The organism is Leifsonia sp. RCC_180 (assembly GCF_058138205.1).
Genome location: NZ_CP200340.1, coordinates 3513501 through 3532849, shown reverse-complemented (window position 1 = coordinate 3532849; position 19349 = coordinate 3513501). Strand labels below are relative to the sequence as shown.

At 68.6% G+C, this 19349-nt stretch carries 18 protein-coding genes and 1 tRNA gene; 16 read left to right on the top strand and 3 right to left on the bottom strand.

The genetic code is table 11. The features are described 5' to 3' along the window. The first annotated feature begins 3 nt into the window (after nucleotides 1–3). The 6 genes from AB7E03_RS17390 (at nucleotide 4) to AB7E03_RS17365 (ending at nucleotide 4821) form a co-directional block, all read left to right on the top strand. Nucleotides 4–72, top strand: a tRNA-Ser gene (locus AB7E03_RS17390). A 391-nt stretch (nucleotides 73–463) separates the two neighbouring features. Then, nucleotides 464–1066, top strand: coding sequence for a TetR/AcrR family transcriptional regulator (locus tag AB7E03_RS17385; RefSeq protein ID WP_489942580.1), 603 nt, complete (start codon nucleotides 464–466; stop codon nucleotides 1064–1066). A 34-nt stretch (nucleotides 1067–1100) separates the two neighbouring features. Then, nucleotides 1101–2738 carry an MDR family MFS transporter gene (locus tag AB7E03_RS17380; RefSeq protein WP_489942579.1) on the top strand — a complete coding sequence of 546 codons (1638 nt, stop codon included), beginning with the start codon at nucleotides 1101–1103 and terminating at the stop codon, nucleotides 2736–2738. A gap of 119 nt (nucleotides 2739–2857) precedes the next feature. Then, the gene (locus AB7E03_RS17375) at nucleotides 2858–3361 is read left to right on the top strand and encodes a GyrI-like domain-containing protein (protein ID WP_489942578.1); all 504 of its coding nucleotides are present in this window, start codon (nucleotides 2858–2860) and stop codon (nucleotides 3359–3361) included. Between the two features lie 33 nt (nucleotides 3362–3394). After that, nucleotides 3395–3835 carry a MerR family transcriptional regulator gene (locus tag AB7E03_RS17370; protein WP_489942577.1) on the top strand — a complete coding sequence of 147 codons (441 nt, stop codon included), beginning with the start codon at nucleotides 3395–3397 and terminating at the stop codon, nucleotides 3833–3835. Further along, on the top strand, nucleotides 3832–4821 hold the full coding sequence (locus AB7E03_RS17365; RefSeq protein WP_489942576.1) for an NAD-dependent epimerase/dehydratase family protein: 990 nt from the start codon (nucleotides 3832–3834) through the stop codon (nucleotides 4819–4821). The genes AB7E03_RS17370 and AB7E03_RS17365 overlap by 4 nt, the downstream gene beginning before the upstream one ends. Nucleotides 4822–4836: 15 nt before the next feature. Here AB7E03_RS17365 and AB7E03_RS17360 read toward each other — a convergent pair whose 3' ends face one another. Both AB7E03_RS17360 and AB7E03_RS17355 read right to left on the bottom strand, forming a co-directional pair. After that, a complete protein-coding gene (locus AB7E03_RS17360) occupies nucleotides 4837–5961 on the bottom strand; it encodes an L-dopachrome tautomerase-related protein (RefSeq protein ID WP_489942575.1) in 1125 nt (374 codons plus the stop codon). Nucleotides 5962–6071: 110 nt separating this feature from the next. Then, the gene (locus AB7E03_RS17355; RefSeq protein ID WP_489942574.1) at nucleotides 6072–7079 is read right to left on the bottom strand and encodes a GNAT family N-acetyltransferase; all 1008 of its coding nucleotides are present in this window, start codon (nucleotides 7077–7079) and stop codon (nucleotides 6072–6074) included. A gap of 227 nt (nucleotides 7080–7306) precedes the next feature. On the opposite strand from AB7E03_RS17355, the gene AB7E03_RS17350 reads away from it, so the two are divergent. The 10 genes from AB7E03_RS17350 to AB7E03_RS17305 all read left to right on the top strand — a co-directional run bounded on the left by AB7E03_RS17350 (nucleotide 7307) and on the right by AB7E03_RS17305 (nucleotide 18705). Further along, nucleotides 7307–8488 carry a flavin-containing monooxygenase gene (locus AB7E03_RS17350; protein ID WP_489942573.1) on the top strand — a complete coding sequence of 394 codons (1182 nt, stop codon included), beginning with the start codon at nucleotides 7307–7309 and terminating at the stop codon, nucleotides 8486–8488. Continuing rightward, nucleotides 8485–9720: a glycoside hydrolase family 27 protein gene (locus AB7E03_RS17345; protein WP_489942572.1), complete on the top strand. Its 1236-nt coding sequence runs from the start codon at nucleotides 8485–8487 to the stop codon at nucleotides 9718–9720. The genes AB7E03_RS17350 and AB7E03_RS17345 overlap by 4 nt, the downstream gene beginning before the upstream one ends. 121 nt (nucleotides 9721–9841) lie before the next feature. Further along, nucleotides 9842–11236, top strand: a complete 1395-nt coding sequence (locus AB7E03_RS17340) for a purine-cytosine permease family protein (RefSeq protein WP_489942571.1) — start codon at nucleotides 9842–9844, stop codon at nucleotides 11234–11236. Nucleotides 11237–11277: 41 nt separating this feature from the next. Then, a complete protein-coding gene (locus AB7E03_RS17335; protein ID WP_489942570.1) occupies nucleotides 11278–12831 on the top strand; it encodes a hydantoinase/oxoprolinase N-terminal domain-containing protein in 1554 nt (517 codons plus the stop codon). Beyond that, on the top strand, nucleotides 12828–13922 hold the full coding sequence (locus AB7E03_RS17330) for an S-methyl thiohydantoin desulfurase family protein (RefSeq protein WP_489942569.1): 1095 nt from the start codon (nucleotides 12828–12830) through the stop codon (nucleotides 13920–13922). The genes AB7E03_RS17335 and AB7E03_RS17330 overlap by 4 nt, the downstream gene beginning before the upstream one ends. Then, the gene (locus AB7E03_RS17325) at nucleotides 13919–15037 is read left to right on the top strand and encodes an S-methyl thiohydantoin desulfurase family protein (protein WP_489942568.1); all 1119 of its coding nucleotides are present in this window, start codon (nucleotides 13919–13921) and stop codon (nucleotides 15035–15037) included. Before AB7E03_RS17330 ends, AB7E03_RS17325 begins: the two co-directional genes overlap by 4 nt. 68 nt (nucleotides 15038–15105) lie before the next feature. Further along, nucleotides 15106–16134 (top strand): S-methyl thiohydantoin desulfurase domain-containing protein, encoded by a 1029-nt coding sequence (locus AB7E03_RS17320; protein ID WP_489942567.1) that lies wholly within the window; start codon nucleotides 15106–15108, stop codon nucleotides 16132–16134. Next, nucleotides 16131–17645 carry a PucR family transcriptional regulator gene (locus tag AB7E03_RS17315; protein WP_489942566.1) on the top strand — a complete coding sequence of 505 codons (1515 nt, stop codon included), beginning with the start codon at nucleotides 16131–16133 and terminating at the stop codon, nucleotides 17643–17645. The genes AB7E03_RS17320 and AB7E03_RS17315 overlap by 4 nt, the downstream gene beginning before the upstream one ends. Nucleotides 17646–17683: 38 nt before the next feature. Continuing rightward, nucleotides 17684–18277 (top strand): TetR/AcrR family transcriptional regulator, encoded by a 594-nt coding sequence (locus AB7E03_RS17310; RefSeq protein ID WP_489942565.1) that lies wholly within the window; start codon nucleotides 17684–17686, stop codon nucleotides 18275–18277. After that, on the top strand, nucleotides 18277–18705 hold the full coding sequence (locus tag AB7E03_RS17305) for a hypothetical protein (protein WP_489942564.1): 429 nt from the start codon (nucleotides 18277–18279) through the stop codon (nucleotides 18703–18705). Before AB7E03_RS17310 ends, AB7E03_RS17305 begins: the two co-directional genes overlap by 1 nt. Nucleotides 18706–18727: 22 nt before the next feature. Here the strand turns inward: AB7E03_RS17305 and AB7E03_RS17300 are convergent, their stop codons facing one another. Then, complete coding sequence (locus tag AB7E03_RS17300) at nucleotides 18728–19291, bottom strand: XRE family transcriptional regulator (protein WP_489942563.1); 564 nt, start codon at nucleotides 19289–19291, stop codon at nucleotides 18728–18730. Between the last annotated feature and the right edge of the window lie 58 nt (nucleotides 19292–19349).

The following is a 19349-nucleotide window of genomic DNA, read 5'->3' as shown; positions in this document are numbered from 1 at the left end:
TCCGGGGATCTTGGCGGCTTCTCGGGCCATTAGAAGGCCTGCGTGGGGGTTCGAATCCCCCATTCTCCGCCATTTTTTCGAGCTCTTGAAGTGCTCAGAATCCCCGTGATTCCGGGGAAGTTGACACTTTCCAGAACGGGTCATTCGGCCCGATGACCAGGTGCGAACATTCAGATTGAGAGTGTGGCGTCCTTCGATCGAGTGCTCCGGGAGCGTGGTGGACTCGGACAGCGGTACTCGCTGCGGCGTGGCCCCGTACTGAAAAGCGCCCCAGGGCTCCACGCATCGTTCCCTCCGCATGGGTGACCAGAACGTTGTCGACACCGAGGTGGAGGGCAGCGGGTCGGCGTAGTCGATGGGACCGAAAGGGTAGAGCGCGTTATAGGTGCCGCTGCCAGCGCCCAGGGTCGTTGCTGTCTCCGCCAACTTGCACGACTAGCCTCCAAGTGCAAAACTACACTCTATGGCCTCAAGTGCAAGTTCCGTACGAACGCGCCGCAAGGCTGAAACGACCCGTGCCCTGAAGGATTCGGTCCGGCGGCTGACGATCGAGCGAGGCCTGCACGGCTTCACGATCGAGGAGGTGTGCGACGAGGTGGGCGTCTCCCGGCGCACCTTCTTCAACTATTTCGCCTCGAAAGAGGACGCCGTGATCGGCGTACCCGTCGATCGTGACGAGTCGGGAGCCGCCGAACGATTCGCCGCCCGCGGTGCGCGCGGTGTGGAGTCCCTCATCGATGACCTCGTGGACCTGCACCTGGATCGGTGGTCCTCGGGAGCGGTCACGTCGGAGGAGGTCGCGCAACTGATCGAGGCCTTCGATCGCGAGCCGCGCCTGATCGGTCACATGCTGCAGGTCGCCGGCGCAGCGGAGCGCGACGACGTCCAGCTCGTGGAACACCGGGAAGGCTTAGCCGTCGGCGACGAACACGCGGCCGCAGCAGTACAGATCGTCGGCACCGTCATCCGCAGCAGCATCGAAGCACTGTTCCAGCCCGACGCCACCGACGACTTCGCCACCATCGTCCGCCGCCGAGTCGACGCCATCCGTGGCCTCTTCCACTGACCCGGCACCCGGCCGACACCTCTGACAGGAGATCATGACCACGACACTCGCCCCGGCTCCGCTGCTTCTGACCAAGCGGCGCATCTGGATCATCTTCAGCGCGCTGATCGCGGGGATGCTGCTCTCGAGCCTGGATCAGACCATCGTCTCCACTGCCATGCCTACCATCGTGGGCGACCTCGGCGGCGTCGAGCACCAGGTCTGGATCACCACCGCCTACATTCTCGCCACCACGATCGTCATGCCTGTCTACGGCAAGCTCGGTGACGTGATCGGCCGGCGCTGGCTTTTCATCATCGCCATAGCCATCTTCACCGCCGCCTCGGTCGGCTGCGCCTTCGCCGGAGACTTCTGGAGCTTCGTCGTCTTCCGCGCCATGCAGGGTCTGGGCGGCGGCGGTCTGATGATCCTCTCCCAGGCGATCATCGCCGACATCGTGCCCGCCAACGAGCGCGGCAAGTACCTCGGCCCGCTCGGCGCCATCTTCGGCCTCTCGGCCGTGGCCGGTCCACTGCTCGGCGGCTTCTTCGTGGACCACCTCACCTGGCAGTGGGCGTTCTACATCAACATCCCGGTCGGCATCGCCGCGCTCGTGATCGCGATCTTCGCGCTCACCCTCCCCACCAAGCAGGCAACTCAGCCGATCGACATCCTCGGCATCCTGTTCCTGTCCGTGGCGACCACGTGCCTGATCTTCTTCACCGACTTCGGCGGCGACAAGAGCTACGGCTGGGGGTCCATGGCCACCTGGGCGTGGGGCATCGGCCTGGTGCTGGCAGCAGTCGCGTTCGTGATCGCCGAGGCACGGGCGAAGGATCCGATCATCCCGCTGAGCCTGTTCAAGAACCCGATCTTCATCAACGCCACCGCCATCGGCCTGGCACTCGGCATCGGCATGTTCGCCGCGATCGGGTTCGTTCCCACGTTCCTGCAGATGTCCTCCGGCACCTCGGCCGCCGCATCCGGGCTGCTGATGATCCCGATGATGGTCGGACTCATCGGCACCTCCATCATCTCCGGCATCGCGATCACCAAGACCGGCAAGTACAAGCTGTTCCCGATCCTGGGCACGATCATCACCGGCATCGCCATGGTCTGCATGACCACGCTCGCCGCGTCCACGCCGATCTGGCTGATCTGCGTCTACTTGTTCGTGTTCGGCGCGGGCCTGGGCCTGATCATGCAGGTCGTCGTCCTCGTGGTGCAGAACGCCGTGCCCGCCGCACAGATCGGAACGGCCACCTCCACCAACAATTACTTCCGCGAGGTCGGTGCCGCGCTCGGCACCGCGGTCTTCGGCACGCTGTTCACCACCCGCCTGACCGAAAATCTCACCGAGGTCTTCACCAAGGCCGGCGCCTCCGCCTCCGCCGCGGCCGGAGCCACCTCGACGCTCAGCCCCGAAGCACTGAACCGACTGCCCGAGGCCGTGCACACCGGCGTGGTCAACGCCTACGCCGACGCTCTCGCACCGGTCTTCTGGTACCTCATCCCCTTCATCGCTGCCGCTTTCCTACTGGCGCTGTTCCTGAAGCAGATCCCACTCTCCGACCAAGCCGGGCTCGTCGCCCGAGGCGAGGCGATCGGCGGCGAGGAAGCGGAAAGACTCGAAGCCGAACAACGCGCGAAATCAGCCCTCGACAGCACTCCAGCCAACGCAACGGGAAGCTGAGCCTGAGAATCGTCGGCCTTCCCTCCATTGGCGCAGCCCAACCGATTTGAACGCATCATCGACACGCGAGGCAGGAGAAGCGCCGCCCGCGTGCCCGCCGTGGCTGAGAGGATGCGGGGGTGGGAAAAGGCGAACTCGATATCGTGAGCGGGCCGCAGTTGGAGCGGCGTCCTGAAGTTCCAACTCTTGGCATCCGCGAGACCGTGCCGTTTCGTACGATGCTCTCCAACCGAGACCGATTGCTTGCCGAACTGATCGAGTGGCTGGCGGACCACGACGTCGAACCGGACGGGCCCTTTTTTCTGCGCCTCCACGTCGTCGACATGTCCGATCTCATGGACATCGAGGTCGGAGTCGTCGGTGCGGCCACTTCCACCGATGCGAGGGTTCACCCGGGTGCACTTCCCGCTGGAGACTACGCCGTGCTGGCATATCGGGCTAAGTCGATGGCAGCGAACCGCTTGCTGCACCGCTGGGTGCAGGAGCAGGGACTCGTTCTGGATACACGACCAGCTGCTCATGGCGAAGCGTTCGCTTCTCGATGCGAGATCTATCTGACGGATCCCCGCACGGAGAAGCGGAAGACGCGATGGGTCGTCGAGCTGGCATTCCTGACCGCTTGACTTCAAGCGCTTGAAGTCTGTTCTGATGGACACATGACCACGTTGACCATCCAGGACGTCTCCCGTCAGAGCGGGCTGAGCGAGCCGACGCTGCGCTACTACGAGGACGTCGGACTGCTCGGCCCGATCGCCCGCGACGACCGCAGCGGCCACCGGCGGTACGCCGAGGGCGACCTCGACGCCGCCCAGGTGCTCGCCTGCCTGCGCGCAATGGGCGTCGGGATCGAGGACATGCGCACGTACCAGGCGAACCGCCGCCGCGGGCGCGAGGCGGCCAGTGAGCAGCGCGACATCCTGCTGCGTCACGCCGTACGCGTCGAGGAGCAGATCGCCACGCTGCGAGTGCACCTCGAGTACCTGCGGGTGAAAGCCGCCCTCTGGGATGCGCGCGATCAGGCGGACACCGCCGCCGAGGCTCAGGCGTACGCCGAGCTCGAATCCATCCTTCCCCGACTCGAGGAGACCTTCCGATGACCACAACCGACCCGACCATCCTCGTCACCGGCGGGACCGGCTACCTCGCCACGCGCCTTCTGGCCGACGTGCTCGCGTCCGGCGTCGCCGTCCGCACCACCGTCCGCACGCTCGACCGGGCCGACGAGGTCCGCGAGGCGGTCCGCCGGGCGGGCGTCGACGACGCCGGTCTGTCGTTCGTCGCCGCATCCCTCACCGAGGACGGCGGCTGGGGCGACGCACTCGCGGGCATCCAGGAGGTGCACCACACCGCCTCGCCGATGATCCAGACCACCCAGCCGGACGAGGTCGTCGTCCCCGCCCGCGACGGCGCCCTCCGAGTACTCCGCGCCGCACGGGATGCCGGAGCGCGACGCGTCGTGCTCACGTCATCTTTCGCCGCCGTCGGGTACTCGCCCAAGCCCGTCCGCGACTACGACGAGAGCGACTGGACCGACCCCTCCACTCCCGGCCTCCCTGCCTACCCGCTCTCGAAGGCAGTCGCCGAGCGCGCCGCATGGGACTTCATCGAGCGGGAGGGCGCAGGCCTCGAGCTGGTCGCCCTCAATCCGACGTGGATCGCCGGCCCGACCCTGACCGCCTCCGCGCGGTCGTCCCTCGCCCTCTTCACCGGGATGCTCGACGGCACGATGACGGCCGTCCCCCGGCAACGCTTCGGCATAGCGGATGTGCGGGACGTCTCGGCCGCCCACCTTGCGGCCATGAATACCCCGGCCGCCGCGGGCAACCGCTATCTCGTACTCGCCGACGGCCCCACCATGACCTTCCTGGATGTGGCGAACGTGCTGCGAGCGCAGCTCGGCGACCTCGCTGCCGACGCCCCCACCGAGGAGTTGCCCGGAGACGAGCCGGCGCCACTCGTCATCCACAACGAGCGCGCGAAGCGGGAGCTGGGCCTCCGCCCGCGTCCCGCCGTGGAAACGATCGTCCAGACCGCCGAGAGCCTGCGCGACCTCGGGCTGCTGGCGGACCGCTCCCTCCGGTAGGCAGCCTCAGACCGGTCAGCGGAGCAGAACCGGCCCGGCGTCGATCTTCACCCGGAACAGCGAGTACGGATACTCCCGCAGGTCTTCGCCGCCCTGGTACTTGGCCTGCCGCTGCAGCTGGTTGGCCGTCACGTACAGGTACCCGTCGGTCGCAACCGACATCGTGTCGGGCCAGAGCAACCGCGGGTCGTGCACGAGCGTCTCCATGGTGCCATCGGGGAGGCGCCGTAGTACCGCGTTGTGCTCCCAGTTGGTGGAATAGAACCGCCCCTGGTCGTCCGTCTCGAGGCCGTCGGCGGCCCCTCCCTTGTCGCCTTCGTCGCGCACGAGCTCAGCAACCTGGGAATCGGGGAGGTCGCGGTCACGCAGAGCCTCGGTCGGCACGCTGTACCAGCGTCGCGACAGCAGCGGGCAGTACCAGAGCCGCTCGCCGTCGGCGGAGATCGCGATGCCGTCGGAGCCCATGGTCACCGGCTTCGGCGGGCCATCGGCCGGCCGCTCGGCGAAGACCCGTCCCTCCACCACCGGTGTCAGCTCGGGCGGGGTGAGTGCCTTGGTGGAGGGATGGTCGTGCAGCCTGCGCCACGCCTCCCCGCTCTCCAGGTCGACCACGATGATGCCGTTCGGACCCTGGTCCGACGAGTCGGTGATGTAGGCGACACCATGCCGCAGGTCGAACCTCACGTCATTGACGTACGTGGTCGGCAGGGCGACATCGGGTTCGAACACGATGGTCGTCGCCACGGTGTCGGTCTGCAGGTCGACGCAGACGAGCTTCGGGCCTCCCCGCTTCACCGGCTGCATCAACGGACTGCCGGTATCGAGGATCCAGAGCCGGTCGGCGGGATCGACGACGATGCTCTGCACCGACACCAGTCGTTCGGGATCGTCATCTCCCCGCGGCTGGTTGATCTCCTCGCTGGGGAAGGGGACCGGATGCCCGCCCTTCAGCTCCACCACCGTCGCCGGCACCTCGTCGCCCCACTTGGGGAAGTTCACGAAGATGCGGCCCGTGTGCGAGACGCTCACGCCGGTCGGCATCGGGCCGTCGTCGAAGCTGTGGACGAGCTCGAGCACACCGGTGGGCGTGTCGACGGGGTACGCGGTCACTGGGGGGTTGGTGTCGTGCGGATCGGTCATAGGAGTCCTCCTTCGTTCGCCGTCGCACCCACCCGACGCGGCCCGTCACCGCGCGTCAAGGGGTGCCACCCGATCCGGCGACGTATCGCCGGATCGGGACAGTGGACGCGTCAGGTGAGGTCTTTGCGCCAGCGCGCGCTGTAGCTGACGGGACGGAAGCCGACCTCCTCGTTCACGTCGAGCATGGGGCGGTTGTCCTCGGCATTCATCGTTTCGACGCTGCGAGCGCCGGGGAACCGCGCGGCCAGTTCGTGCAGGTTGGTGAGCTTCAGCAGCATCCCGAGTCGATGGCCCCGATGGTCGGCGAGAACCAGGGTGTCCAGCTGGTCCACCGGGCGATCCATGGTGGGCGGCACATCCAGGTCGGTGTATCCGGCCGGCAACCCCGTGTCCTCGTGGATCGCAATGGTCGTGAGCACGGTGCGGGGACTCTCCTCCCAGAGGTCGTCGACCGATCTCACGCGGTCCGCCGTCCACACGTCCTCGGTCTGCACGATGCCGGCGTTCGGCGTGTCGGTGCTCATCCTGGTGCGCATGAGGGCGAGGTCGTCCACGCGCGCATCGGGAGTACGTCCCTGCCAGCTCTCCGTCCGATATCCCTGCGCCGCGACGGTCGCCCCGGCGAGAAGGGAGGACAGCCGTCCTGCATCCAGCGGCAGCGGGATGCTGCTCAGGCGTCCCACCTGCTCGAGCGAGAATCCGTACCGCTGGAGGAACCGCGTTGAGGCCAGCGCGAGCGGTACGGTTCCGAAGCCGGTGGGCGCCGCGACGCTTGCGCCTCCCACTCCCGCGGGGAAGTCGATCTGCGTCTGGATGATCGTGCGCCCGAAGTGCAGCGCCTGCCGCTCGAGCTGTTCGTAAAGCGCCGGGCCGATGCCGCGACCGCGGAACTCGGCCAGCACTCCGACCGCTCCCCAGCATTCGCGCGCGCCCACCGGCAACGCCAGATTGCCTCGTCCGACGACACGACCGCCGACCTTGGCGACGAGCCCCCACATCGGATGAGTCTCGTCCTTCCAATTCGGCAGAAGTTCCGCCGCGGCCGAGTTGCGGTCATTCGAGTGCTCGTGCTTCGAGCCGCGCAACTCGGCTTCGACCACGGCTCTGACCTCGGCCATTCCGATGAAGTCCGAGGCGTCAGGCGAATCGAGACGTTCGGGAACGACCAATTCGGAGAGGGAAAAAGCTGGATGGGTACTGGTGTGATGTGAAGTAGACATACGGAAGTCCTTCGTGCAGGCAGGATCGATCACCTCACCTACGGCGTAGGGAGGACGGACAATCACTGCTAGCGGATCACGGGGGCAGTCTTCCACAGCGCGCTCAGAGCAGGCAAGGTGGCCTCGTGAGCGACGACGCCCTCCCCTCTCGGATTCGCACGGTGGTCATCGGGGCCGGCCCCGGCGGCCTGGCCGCCGCCGCCGAACTGAAGCGCGCGGGCGTCGAAGCCGTCGTCATCGACAAGGCCGACCGGGTCGGGGCGAGCTGGGCCGGCCATTACGACCGTCTGCACCTGCACACCTCCCGCGGGCTCTCGGGGCTGCCCGGCTTCCGTATCCCCCGCCGCTACGGTCGCTGGGTTGCGCGCGACGACGTGCTGCGCTACCTCGGCCAGTACGCCGCCGTGCACGACCTCGACGTCCGCTTGGGGGTCGCCGCTTCGGCTGTCGAGCGCGTCGAAGGCGACTGGCAGGTCGCCTGGAGTCGAGGCGACGAGCACGGGGTCATCACGGCCGACGCCGTCGTCATCGCGACGGGCTACAACCACAGCCCCAAGACCTCCGGCTGGCCCGGGCTGGACACCTACACGGGCACGGTCCTGCATTCGAGCGCATACCGGAACCCCGACGCCCTCGGCGCCCGCGACGTGCTCGTCGTCGGCCCGGGCAACAGCGGAGCCGAGATCGCGGCCGACCTCGCTGAGGCGGGTGCCACTGTCTCGTTGGCGGTGCGCACACCGCCGAACATCGTGCGCCGAGCGGTGGTCGGCGTCCCCAGCCAGGCCCTCATCCTGTCGATGGCGCCACTGCCACTGAAGGTGCAGGATGCCCTCGCCGGCGCGCTGCAGCGAGTGGCCGTCGGCGACCTGCGCAGGTACGGCATCCCGAAGGCGCCGCGCGGAATCGCCACCCAGCAGGCCCGTGACGATGTCACGCCGACGCTCGACGTCGGTCTGCTGCGCGCCCTGAAGGCCGGTCGTGTCACGGTCGTAGCGGCGGTCTCGAAATTCACCGCGGATGCCGTCGTGCTCGCCGACGGCACCGAGCTGCACCCCGACGCGGTCGTGCTCGCGACCGGGTTCCGGCGCGGCCTCGAGCCGCTGGTCGGCGCACTCAGCGTTCTCGCCCCCAACGGTCGTCCGCTGGTCAACGCGGAGGCGCAACTGCCTGCGCACCCCGGCCTCTTCTTCCTCGGGTACTCGAATCCGCTGACCGGCAACCTCCGCCAGCTCGGAATCGACGCCAAAAAGATCGCGATCGCGATTTCGCCCACGTCCACGAGGCAAGGGGCGAAGCTAGGGCGGTGACACTTCTCCGGCTGAGGCGGTCGATCTCGCTCGCGATCATCGCGATGCTGACCATGACTCTGATGCAGGGGTGCGCCTGGTCGGAGGCGGCACCCGCGTCGACCGCAAGTGCCGCCGCCCGAGCGGCCGCGACTCCCCCGATGGGCTGGAACAGCTGGAACCATTTCGGATGCTCCGTCACCGAGGAGGACGTCAAATCCGCGGCACGCGCTCTCGTGGATGACGGTCTCCTGGCGGCGGGTTATCGGTATGTGAATCTCGACGACTGCTGGCAAGCATCCCACCGGACCAGCACCGGTGAGCTGACCGCGGATCCCGTGCGGTTCCCCCACGGGATCGCCGCGCTGAGCGCGTACGTTCATGGGCTCGGCCTGAAATTCGGCCTTTACGCCACTCCCGGCCGCTACACCTGCGGGAATCTGTACAACGACTATCCGGGCCGGCTGGGCAGTCTGGGCCACGAGCAGACCGACGCTCGAACCTTCGCGCGCTGGAAGGTGGACTACCTCAAGTACGACTGGTGCAGAGCCGACCGCGACGGCGTGCGCGCTCAGCACGCTTTCACACTGATGCGGCGAGCGCTCGACGACACCGGACGCGCCATCGTCTTCAGCATCCACGCCGTTCCCGAAGTGCCCGTCTCCTCGTGGAGGGCCGGCACCGCCGACCTCTGGCGCACCACCCGAGACATCAAGGACGACTGGGCGTCCATGATCTCGATCGCCCACACCAACCTGCCTCTGGCCCGCTTCGCCGGCCCCGGCCACTGGAACGACCCGGACATGCTGGAGGTGGGCAACGGCGGGATGACGGAGACGGAATACCGGACGCACTTCAGCCTGTGGTGCATGATGGCGGCGCCGCTCCTCCTCGGCAACGACCTCGGACACATGGACCCGGCAGCCCTTCGGCTGGTCGGCAACCGTGCCGCCATCGCGGTGGATCAGGACCCTCTGGGTAGCAAGGGGCACGTGGTGGAGCAGAACCGCTCGCACTCGGTGATCGTGAAGCCGCTGGCCGACGGGGATGTGGCGCTCTCGATCACGAACGAGTCCGCATCCACGCAGACAGCGTCCCTGGCCCCCGGAGAACTGGGCTTGCCGAAAATCCCGACCCGCATCATGGACCTGTGGATGGGAGACAGCAGCTCCTGGAGGAGCGGACCGTTGACCGTGACGGTGAAGCCGCATGACACGGTCATGTACCGAATCTCGGGCGCTGCTCGACACTAGGGCGCTGTGCGAACCGCACAGCGCGGCCGTAATCTCGTGCGCATCGCACATTCCAAGGGCGAACCGGGGTGAATACGGTTTTCGCAACCCGTCCCCTTTCCACCCGTCAGAAGGACCCCAAATGGCACGCACAGCTCATGCCGACGACTTCGCCCTCTCCCGTGTGACCCCCGACGCGCGCAAGCCGTGGTTCGGGATCGCGGTGCAGCGCTTCGGCCAGGTCTCGGCTCTCTCGCAGTTCCTGCTCGGGGCGACCCTGGGCTACAGCATGACGTTCGGGGAGGCGGCACTCGCACTCCTCCTCGGCTCGATCATCCTCGAGGTGCTCATGTGCATCGTCGGCATCATCGGGCAGAAAGAGGGGCTGAACACCGCTCTCCTCGCCCGCTGGACCGGCTTCGGCGAGATCGGCGCCTCCCTCGTCGGCCTGGCGATCGGGATCAGCCTCATCGGCTGGTTCGGCATCCAGTCCGCCATCTCGGCCCAGTCGCTGGACGTCCTCATGCCGGGCGTGATGCCGACGTGGTTGTGGAGCCTCCTCTTCGGCCTGGCCGTCACCGCCATCGTCGCGTACGGATTCGTCGGGATGCAGTGGCTCGCCAACATCACCGTCCCGCTCTTCCTGATCCTCGTCGGGTGGTCGATCATCAGCGAACTGAGCAAGCACTCGCTCGGCGAGCTGATCACGTCGCCCGCGCCTGGCCCGACCATGTCGGTCTGGCAGGGAACGGGGATCGTGGCGGGCGGCCTCATCGTCGGCGCGATCATCACCGCCGACATGACCCGGTTCAACCGCAGCCGGGCGGACGTCGTGAAGCAGACCGTGCTCGGCGTGACGCTCGGCGAGTTCGTCATCGGCCTGGCCGGGGTGCTGCTCGCCCACGCGGCTGCCAGCGGCGACATCGTCGCGATCGTGACATCGTCGATCGGCTTCGTCGGACTGATCATCGTCATCACGGGCACGCTGAAGATCAACGACTGGAACCTGTACTCCTCGACGCTCGGACTCGTGAACTTCATCTCCACGGCGTTCTCGAAGAACCTGCACCGTGTTACCACGACGATCGTGCTCGGCATCGTCGGCTCCGTACTGGCCGCGGCGGGCATCCTCGCACAGTTCACCGGCTTCCTCACGATCCTCGGCGTCGCCTTCCCGCCCATCGCCGGGATCATGGTCGCCGAGTACTTCTTCGTCCGCCGGTGGCGGGGCGACCTGGACTCCACCCGGGCGAGCGGACGTCTGCCCGAGCACGCACCGCGCATCGTGCCCGTGACCCTCGCGGTATGGCTGGTCTCCTCCGTCGTGGGCTACTTCGTGACCTGGGGCATCCCCGCGATCTGGTCGCTGCTGCTCTCGATCGTCCTGTACACGGCCGCGGGCAAGCTCGGCTGGGTCCGCGGCGTCGGCCGGGCGACCACGATCCAGCCGCCGGCCGATGCGACCATCGCCGAGGACGGCTCGACGGCAGCCGCGGCCGACGACCCCACCGGACCCGGGGCCCTCGCCTCCAACTGACACCACCTCTCGACCCGCACCAGCACAGAAAGCGACACAGAATGCATATCGGCATCGACGTCGGCGGCACCAACACCGACGCGGTCCTCATGGACGGCCGCACCACCCTGGCCGGCGTGAAGAACTCGACGAGCCCCGATGTCACCAGCGGCATCGTGAGCGCGATCGAAGCTCTGCGGGAGGCGCAGGACTTCCGGGGCGATGAGATCCACGCGGTGATGATCGGCACGACGCACTTCATCAACGCGCTCGTCGAGGCCAAGCGGCTGGCGCCCACGGCGGCCCTCCGTCTCGGCCTGCCTGCAACCAGGGCCCTTCCCCCTCTGGTGGACTGGCCGGAGTCGCTGATCGCCGCGATCGGTGGCCGAGGCTACCTGGCGCACGGCGGCTACGAGTTCGACGGCCGCCCGATCTCGCCCATCGACGTCGCGGAGCTCAAGGGCATCGCGGCGGACATGGCGGCGAACGGCGTGCGTTCGGTCGCGATCTCTTCCGTCTTCTCGCCGGTGAACCACGACGTGGAGACGCAGGCCGCGGCCATCCTCGCCGACGAGCTGGGCGACGGTGTGGCCATCTCGCTCTCGCACGAGATCGGGCGCATCGGGCTGCTCGAGCGCGAGAACGCGACCATCATCAACGCGGCACTGCGCGAGCTCGCGTCCGAGATCGTCGACGGCCTCACCTCCGCAGTGCGCGCGCAAGGGATCGACGCGCCCATCTTCCTCAGCCAGAACGACGGAACGCTGATGGATGAGGACTACGTGCGCCTCTACCCGGTCGCCACCTTCGCGTCCGGACCGACCAACTCGATGCGCGGAGCCGCACTCACCAGCGGACTGGAGACCTGCGCGGTCGTCGACATCGGCGGCACGACCGCCGACATCGGTCTCCTGGTGAACGGCTTCCCCCGCGAGACGGCCAACGAGGTCAAGGTGGCCGGCGTCCGCACCAACTTCCGGATGCCGGACGTGCTGTCGATCGGCATCGGTGGAGGCTCCATCGTGAACACCGAGACGGCAGAGGTGGGGCCGGAGTCCGTCGGATACCGGCTGACCAGCGAGGCCCTGGTGTTCGGCGGCTCCACGCTGACGGCGACCGACATCGCGGTCGCGGCGGGCAGGGCGGTGGTCGGCGACCCCGCCCGGGTCGCGCACCTCGACCCCGCGTTCGTGCAGCGCGTGCTGGGCCGCATCGCCGAGCGGGTGGCGGAGGCCGTCGACCGGATGCGCACATCCCCCGACCCCATCCCCGTCGTCGCGGTGGGCGGCGGATCCATCCTCCTGCCGGATGAGTTGCCGATCTTCGGCGCCGTTCACCGGCCAGAGAACTACGCCGTCGCCAACGCGATCGGCGCATCCATCGCACAGGTCGGGGGCGAGATCGACAAGGTGTACGCCATCGAGCCCGGCCGTCGCGAAGAGGCCATCGCCGCCGTTCGGGCGGAAGCGGTGGACAAGGCGATCGCGGCCGGCGCCTCCCCCACGTCGGTCGCGATCGTCGACTTCGACGAGGTGCCCATCCCGTACCTGCCCGGTAACGCGACCCGCATCCGGGTCAAGGCGGTCGGCGACCTGGCGATGGAGGTGCGGGTATGAGCTGGACGCTGACCGCCGAGCTGATCGGCGAGCTGGCGCGCGGAGCCGCCGTACTGGGCACCGGAGGCGGCGGCGACCCCTACATCGGGTCGCTGCTCGCCAAGCAGGCCCTCGCCGAGCACGGAGCGGTGACGGTCGTCTCCCTCGACGAGGTGCCCGACGACGCACTGGTTCTCACGGTGGCGATGATGGGGGCTCCGACCGTCATGGTCGAGAAGCTGCCCAGCCTCGACGAGGTGATCGCGCCCGTCCACGCGCTCGGCACCTACCTCGGCCGGCCGGTGACGCACGTGGCGTGCGCCGAGATCGGCGGGGTCAACTCCACCATCCCGGTCGCCGCGGCCGCCGCGCTCGGACTTCCGCTGATCGACGCGGACGGCATGGGCCGCGCGTTCCCCGAACTGCAGATGGTGCTTCCGACCCTGTACGGCGTCACCGCGTCACCGCTCGCCTTCGGCGATGAAAAGGGCAACGTCGGTGTGCTGAACACCGTGGACAACCACTGGACCGAGCGCATCGCCCGCGTCGCGTGCGTCGAGATGGGCTGCTCCATCATGATCTCGGGCTTCCCGATGAGCGGCGCGGTCGCCCGCGAGGCCCTGGTCCCCGGTTCTCTGCAGCACTGCCTGTCCATCGGGTCCGGAATCACGGCGGCGCGTGCGGCCAAGACGGACCCGGTCTCCGAAACCGTCGAACTGCTCGGCGGCCGGGAGTTCTTCTCCGGCAAGGTGGTGGATGTGGAGCGCGGCACGACCGCCGGATTCGCCCGCGGTCGCGCCGCCATCGAAGGGGCTGAGGCGACGCTCGACCTCGCCTTCCAGAACGAGCACCTGATCGCACGATCGGGCGACGAGGTCTTCGTCACCACTCCCGACCTCATCATCGTGCTCGACGCGGAGAGCGGAGAGCCGATCACCACAGAAGGCCTGCGCTACGGCCAGCGGGTACGGGTGATCGCCGCCCCCAGCGATCCGCGCTGGCACAGCGCCGAGGCACTCGCCATGGTGGGTCCGGGATACTTCGGCTACGACCTGCCGTCCCACCGTTTCGACGGCACCGCGGAGCGCACCCTCGAGGAGGTGGACGCGTGAGCTGGGTGCTGACGGCGGCCGACCTCCCCGACCTCGCCCGAGGGGCGACCCTTCTCGGGACGGGCGGAGGCGGCGACCCGTACATCGGGCAGATGCTCGTCGCGCGCGTTCTGCAGGATCGGGGCCTCGACGGCATCACCATCCTCGACCCGGACGACCTGGCCGACGACACGTTCGTCATCCCGACGGCCCAGATGGGCGCGCCGACCGTGATGATCGAGAAGATCCCGGCAGGCACCGAGCCGACGCTGGCCCTGCGGACCCTGGAGGCGCACCTCGGCCGGCGCGCGGACGCCACCATGCCGATCGAGTGCGGCGGGATCAACTCGATGATTCCCCTGATCGTCGCGGCGGAGACCGGACTTCCGGTGGTGGATGCGGACGGCATGGGCCGCGCGTTCCCCGAGCTCTCGATGGAGACCTTCGCCGTCTACGGGGTACACGGCTCCCCGCTGGCATTGGCGGGAGAGCGCGGAGAGACCGTGGTGATCGACACCGGCGACGACGACCGGCAGATGGAATGGCTGGCGCGCGGCGTCACCATCCGGCTCGGCGGCGTCGGGCACATCGCGGAGTACGCGATGAGCGGCGCCGACGTGAAGCGGACCGCTGTGCCGCGCACCCTCTCGATGGCGCTCGCCCTCGGCCGGGCCATCCGGGAGGCGCGGGAGGAGCACCGCTCCCCGTTCGAGGCGATCGCTCGGACCCTCTCCACCACCCTGTACCCGGAGGTCCGGGAGCTCTTCGCCGGCAAGGTCACGGATGTGGAGCGCCGCACCACCGAGGGCTTCGCCAAGGGACGCGCCACCATCTCCTCGCTGGATGGCACGGGTTCGGGCGCCACCCTCGAGATCCGGTTCCAGAACGAAAACCTCACCGCCCACCGCGACGGCCGGCTCGTCGCGATCGTGCCGGATCTGATCTGCGTCACGGACATCGAGTCCGGAGAGCCGATCACCACGGAGGGTCTGCGCTACGGACAGCGTGTCCGCGTTCTCGGCATCTCGACGCCGGAGATGATGCGGACGCCCGCGGCGCTCGCCGCCTTCGGTCCGCGCGCCTTCGGGCTGAGTGAGGAGTTCGTGCCGGTCGAGACCTCGCGGGCCTTGGTCTGACGCCGTCGCTCCGGCGGTCTCCGCCCAGTCTGCCTCCGCCTACCCTGTGGCCGCCTAGTCTGGTGGGCATGAGAACTCTCGGCCCGGAGAGCCTCACGGCTCTCGCCCGGGGTTTCTCCCTGCTCGGCTCCGGGGGCGGCGGCGCGACCACGATGCTGGAGCTCATGGTGCAGGATGCCCCGGTCTGGCCGATCACGCTGCGGGAGCCGCATGAGTTCACGCCGTCCACCCCCTGCGTCGCCGTGGCCTTCGCCGGCTCGACCTATCTGCTCACCGAGCGCCTCCCCGCAGCTGACGCGTTCGGGCCGCTGCTGGCCGCAGCGGAGCGGTGGACGGGCGTGCGCGCCAGTGCGGTCTGCGGTCTCGAGGGTGCCGGGATGAACGGGCTCAGTCCGCTGCTCCTGGCGGATCGCCTGGACCTCGTGGATGCGGACCTGATGGGCCGCGCGCTGCCCCGGCTGGACCAGGTCTCGCTGCTGGTGGACGACCTCCCGGGCGTGGTGACGGTCTGCGACACGGGCGGCGGGGTCGTGGTGATCGACACAGCTCGGCGGGCGGATGTGGAGAGCCAGGTGCGCTCCGCCATCGTGCAGGCCGGCGGCGCTGGAGCGGTCCTGATCGCCGGCTTCACGGTCGGCGACCTCGCGGCGCACGGGGTGCTCGGCACCGTGACACGTGCCCTCGGACTCGGTCTGGCCGCAGCCGACCGCGCCCTCGCGCCTGCCGCTCTCGCCGAGGCGCTCGACGCGCGGCTGCTCGGCACAGGCCGGGTGACCGGCGTCGAGGCGTCGGTCGAGGATCCGTACGTGAGCGCCATCCAGCTGGACGACGACGACGGCGCGCTCTTGCGGCTGGTCGCCCGCTCCGAACTGCTGGCCGTGATGCGCGACGGCCGGACCACCGCCGCGAGCCCGGAGATCATCGTCGCGCTCGATTCGGTGTCGGGAGACGTGCTGCAGGTCGACGAGATCACCCTCGCCCGCAACGTGATCGTGCTGGCACTGGCGGCCCCGACCTGGTGGACCTCCTCTCCCGACCGAGAACGGCACATCACCCCGGCCGGATTCGGACTGGCCGGGCTGGAGGTGGACGCGTGAGCGACGGACTCGACCTCGGCGCGCTGTTCGCGCATCCTGCGAACGGTGGACTGCGCGGCGTCGCAGGGGCGGAGCCGTCGATTCTCTGGCGCGAACTGGTCGTCGCCGCTGCCGAGGGCGGACTTCCGGACCGGGGCGACGGGAGGCTGGCGGTGCTCACGGTCCCGCCGCCCGCCACGCCGTGGCAGCAGGACGCCTTGGTGCGGCGGGTGCGCGACCGCGGGTACCGCGGGCTGGTGCTCCCCGAGGCGGAGGGGTTCGGCGCCGGAACGCGCTCGCTCGCCGTCCGCCTGGGTCTGGCCCTCCTCAGCGCCACGGACCCGATGGCGCTGGCACGAGCCGGGTGGGAACTGCGTGAGGGGCGGGATGCCCTGACGCTCGGGTACGTGCGTCGCGTCGCGCAGTCGATCGAGTACCACGCGGACAACCTCGCGGACCTGCTGCGGCACCTCTCCGCCAGCGTCGGTCACGGTGTCGCCCTGATCGACGCAGAAGGGGTGCTGCTGGAGGCCGGCGAGCCGCTTCCTCCCTCGGTACATGCCGCTGTCGACTTCGGCCCGTGGATCAGCACGGTCGAGCTGCCGGAGGGCTCCGCCGCCTCCGTCCGGGTGGACAGCCCCAGCCGGGCGGGCCTGCGCCTCGCCGTCTTCGGGAAGGGTCTCGGCGTCGTGCAGCTGAGCGCCCTCGCCGTGGCCGCCGAAGTGGCCATGCCCGCGGTCGCCGCGCGCATCCTCATCGACGAGGTCGCCGATGTGAACGACGCGGCGGTGGCCTCCGGCCTGCTGCGCGACTTCCTGGAGCTTCGCGATAGCCGCGATTCCGAGCTGGAACAGCGGATGCTGGAGCGCGGCTGGCGTACGTCGGGATACCACCTCGGCTTCCGGCTGGTCGGTCGCTCCCGTGTGGACACGCTCCAATTGCTGCGATTGGTCGCCCGCGAGCTGACGTCGCTGCCCGTCGACTCCCACGCCGCCACGAGCGGTCGCGGTGTGACCGGGTGGCTCAGCTTCTCGACGCCTCCTCCACCGAGCCGCGTCGAGGAGAGCGTGCGTGCGCTGTTCGCGGTGCACTCGGCCGCACGGCGGGTCTTCAACGTCGCGACCGGCGTCGGGACGCTGGAAGGCGGCGCCACCGGGCTCGTCGCCACGATCGACGGCGCCGCGGACGCCGCGCGCATCGCCGCCGGACGCTCCGCGACCGGCTACTTCGTGCGGATGGATGCGCTCGGCCTTGAGCAACTGCTGCTGTCGTGGACCGAGAGCGACACGTTCGTCCCTGCTGCCGAATCCCTGCTCGCCCCGCTGATCGCGCGCGGACCCGAGCTCGTCGAAACGCTCGCGGCCTACCTCGATCACGAGTCAGGTGTGGCAGCGACCGCTCAAGCGCTCGGCCTTCACCGCAACACCGTCTCCACGCGGGTCATCCGCGCCCAGGAACTGCTCGGACTCGACCTGGGCGACCCGGAGACCCGGCTTGCCGTGCACCTCGCGTGCCGGGCTCTGCGCCGTTGACTCTTGCCAGAATTACTTAATTAAGTAATTATGAACGCGTGACCACCACGCGCAGCTATCGATCGACCGAAGAGCGACGACGGGAAATCGTCGACGCCACCATCCGGGTGCTCGCCGAGCACGGCTTCGCCGCGACGTCCTTCGCCCGCATCCGGGAGATCGCAGAGCTCAGCAGCACGCGGATGATCTCGTATCACTTCGCCGACAAGGCGGCGCTGATGGGTGCCGTGGTCGAGCACGTCGTCCAGAAGGCGGCGGCCGTCATGGTCCCCGCGATGGAAGCGGAGACCACGTGGCGCGGCAAGCTCGCCGCCTACATCCGCACGAACCTGTGCTTTCTCGCCGAGAATCGCCTCGCCGCAAGGGCCGTCATCGAGGTGATCAGCAATGCCCCCCGCAGCGACAACGGGATACGGGAAGACACGTCGGCTCTCCTCCTGTCCGTTCTGCTGTCCCAGGGGCAGCAAGCGGGAGAGTTCCGCGCATTCGACCCTCTCGTCGTCGCCCGGTCCATCCGCGCGTCGATCGACGCATTCGCCACCACCATGCCGGCGACCGACGAGGCCGCCGAGGCGGCCATCGGAGAGATCGTCGAGCTGTTCGACCGTGCCACCCGACCAGAAGGAGCCTGATGACCACCCTCACCGAACCCCGCGAGCGCCAGGAAGTGCGGACCACCTTCGGGCTGGTCTCGCGGCTGTGGATGCTCTGCGCCGCTGTCTCACTGCTCACGCTGGGGGCAGCCGGTGTCCTCACCCTCGTAGCGCCCGCCGAAGTCAATTGGGTCGTCTGGCTGCGCGGCTCGGTCGTCGTCGTCGCGAGCCTGGTCTTCGTCATCGTCACCCGCGCCGCCGCTCGCGGCAGTCGTCGCGCGTACTCGCGGATGCGCTGGATCTCGATCCTCGCGCCGATCGGAATCTGCCTGATCATCGTCGCACCCGACTCCGGCTACCCGGTGTGGATGAAGGTCGAGCAGGCGATCGTCGGGGCGATCATCATCGCGATCGCCGTCCTGCTCAACCGTCGTGTCGTTCGAGCGGCCTTCCCGAAGACGAAGTGATCCGGCCATGAGCCGGGCGGCCTTACGCGGACGCCCGGGTGTGAATGCGCGCACCCTCCGCGTTGAAGAGGCAGAGCACCTCGAGGACCTCGGGGCCCGGGTTTCCGAAGCCATGAGGGACGTTGGTGTCGAACTCGGCGGCCTCGCCGGCCTCCAGGATGAGGTCGTCGTCGGCGAGGAGCAGGCGCATCCGGCCGGAGATCACGTAGATCCAGTCCCAGCCGGGATGCACCCACTGAGGGATGTGCTTGTCGGGCGTGGGCGGCAGCACCTGCTTGAACGCCTCCCACGATCCCGCGCCGCCCGACAGCGGAACGGTGACGACACCATCTCGGACGCGCGGCTTCGGATGGATCCTCGGATCACCCAGGGACGAAGCGCCGACAAGGGTGTCGAGAGGCTGACGGTAGAGCCGGGCGAGCGGGAGCAGATGCTCCAGCTGCGGGCGCCGGGCACCGGACTCCAGGCGCGAGAGGGTGCTGACGGCGATGCCCGTGGCATCGCTGACCGCCCGAAGCGTGAGCTTCCGCGACTCCCGGATGGCCCGCAACCGACTACCGATCCCCGCCAACTCGTCCTGGCGCATCATCGTTCCTCCGGCGTGTTGACAGCATGGCAAAAGTCGTTGTCAACTCTACGCGGAC

Coding starts and splice junctions, on each gene's coding strand:
- AB7E03_RS17320 (WP_489942567.1), top strand. CDS start 15,106: ATGAGAACTCTCGGCCCGGAGAGCCTCACGGCTCTCGCCCGGGGTTTC.
- AB7E03_RS17330 (WP_489942569.1), top strand. CDS start 12,828: ATGAGCTGGACGCTGACCGCCGAGCTGATCGGCGAGCTGGCGCGCGGA.
- AB7E03_RS17335 (WP_489942570.1), top strand. CDS start 11,278: ATGCATATCGGCATCGACGTCGGCGGCACCAACACCGACGCGGTCCTC.
- AB7E03_RS17385 (WP_489942580.1), top strand. CDS start 464: ATGGCCTCAAGTGCAAGTTCCGTACGAACGCGCCGCAAGGCTGAAACG.
- AB7E03_RS17300 (WP_489942563.1), bottom strand. CDS start 19,291: ATGCGCCAGGACGAGTTGGCGGGGATCGGTAGTCGGTTGCGGGCCATC.
- AB7E03_RS17305 (WP_489942564.1), top strand. CDS start 18,277: ATGACCACCCTCACCGAACCCCGCGAGCGCCAGGAAGTGCGGACCACC.
- AB7E03_RS17360 (WP_489942575.1), bottom strand. CDS start 5,961: ATGACCGATCCGCACGACACCAACCCCCCAGTGACCGCGTACCCCGTC.
- AB7E03_RS17370 (WP_489942577.1), top strand. CDS start 3,395: ATGACCACGTTGACCATCCAGGACGTCTCCCGTCAGAGCGGGCTGAGC.
- AB7E03_RS17355 (WP_489942574.1), bottom strand. CDS start 7,079: ATGGCCGAGGTCAGAGCCGTGGTCGAAGCCGAGTTGCGCGGCTCGAAG.
- AB7E03_RS17380 (WP_489942579.1), top strand. CDS start 1,101: ATGACCACGACACTCGCCCCGGCTCCGCTGCTTCTGACCAAGCGGCGC.
- AB7E03_RS17365 (WP_489942576.1), top strand. CDS start 3,832: ATGACCACAACCGACCCGACCATCCTCGTCACCGGCGGGACCGGCTAC.
- AB7E03_RS17340 (WP_489942571.1), top strand. CDS start 9,842: ATGGCACGCACAGCTCATGCCGACGACTTCGCCCTCTCCCGTGTGACC.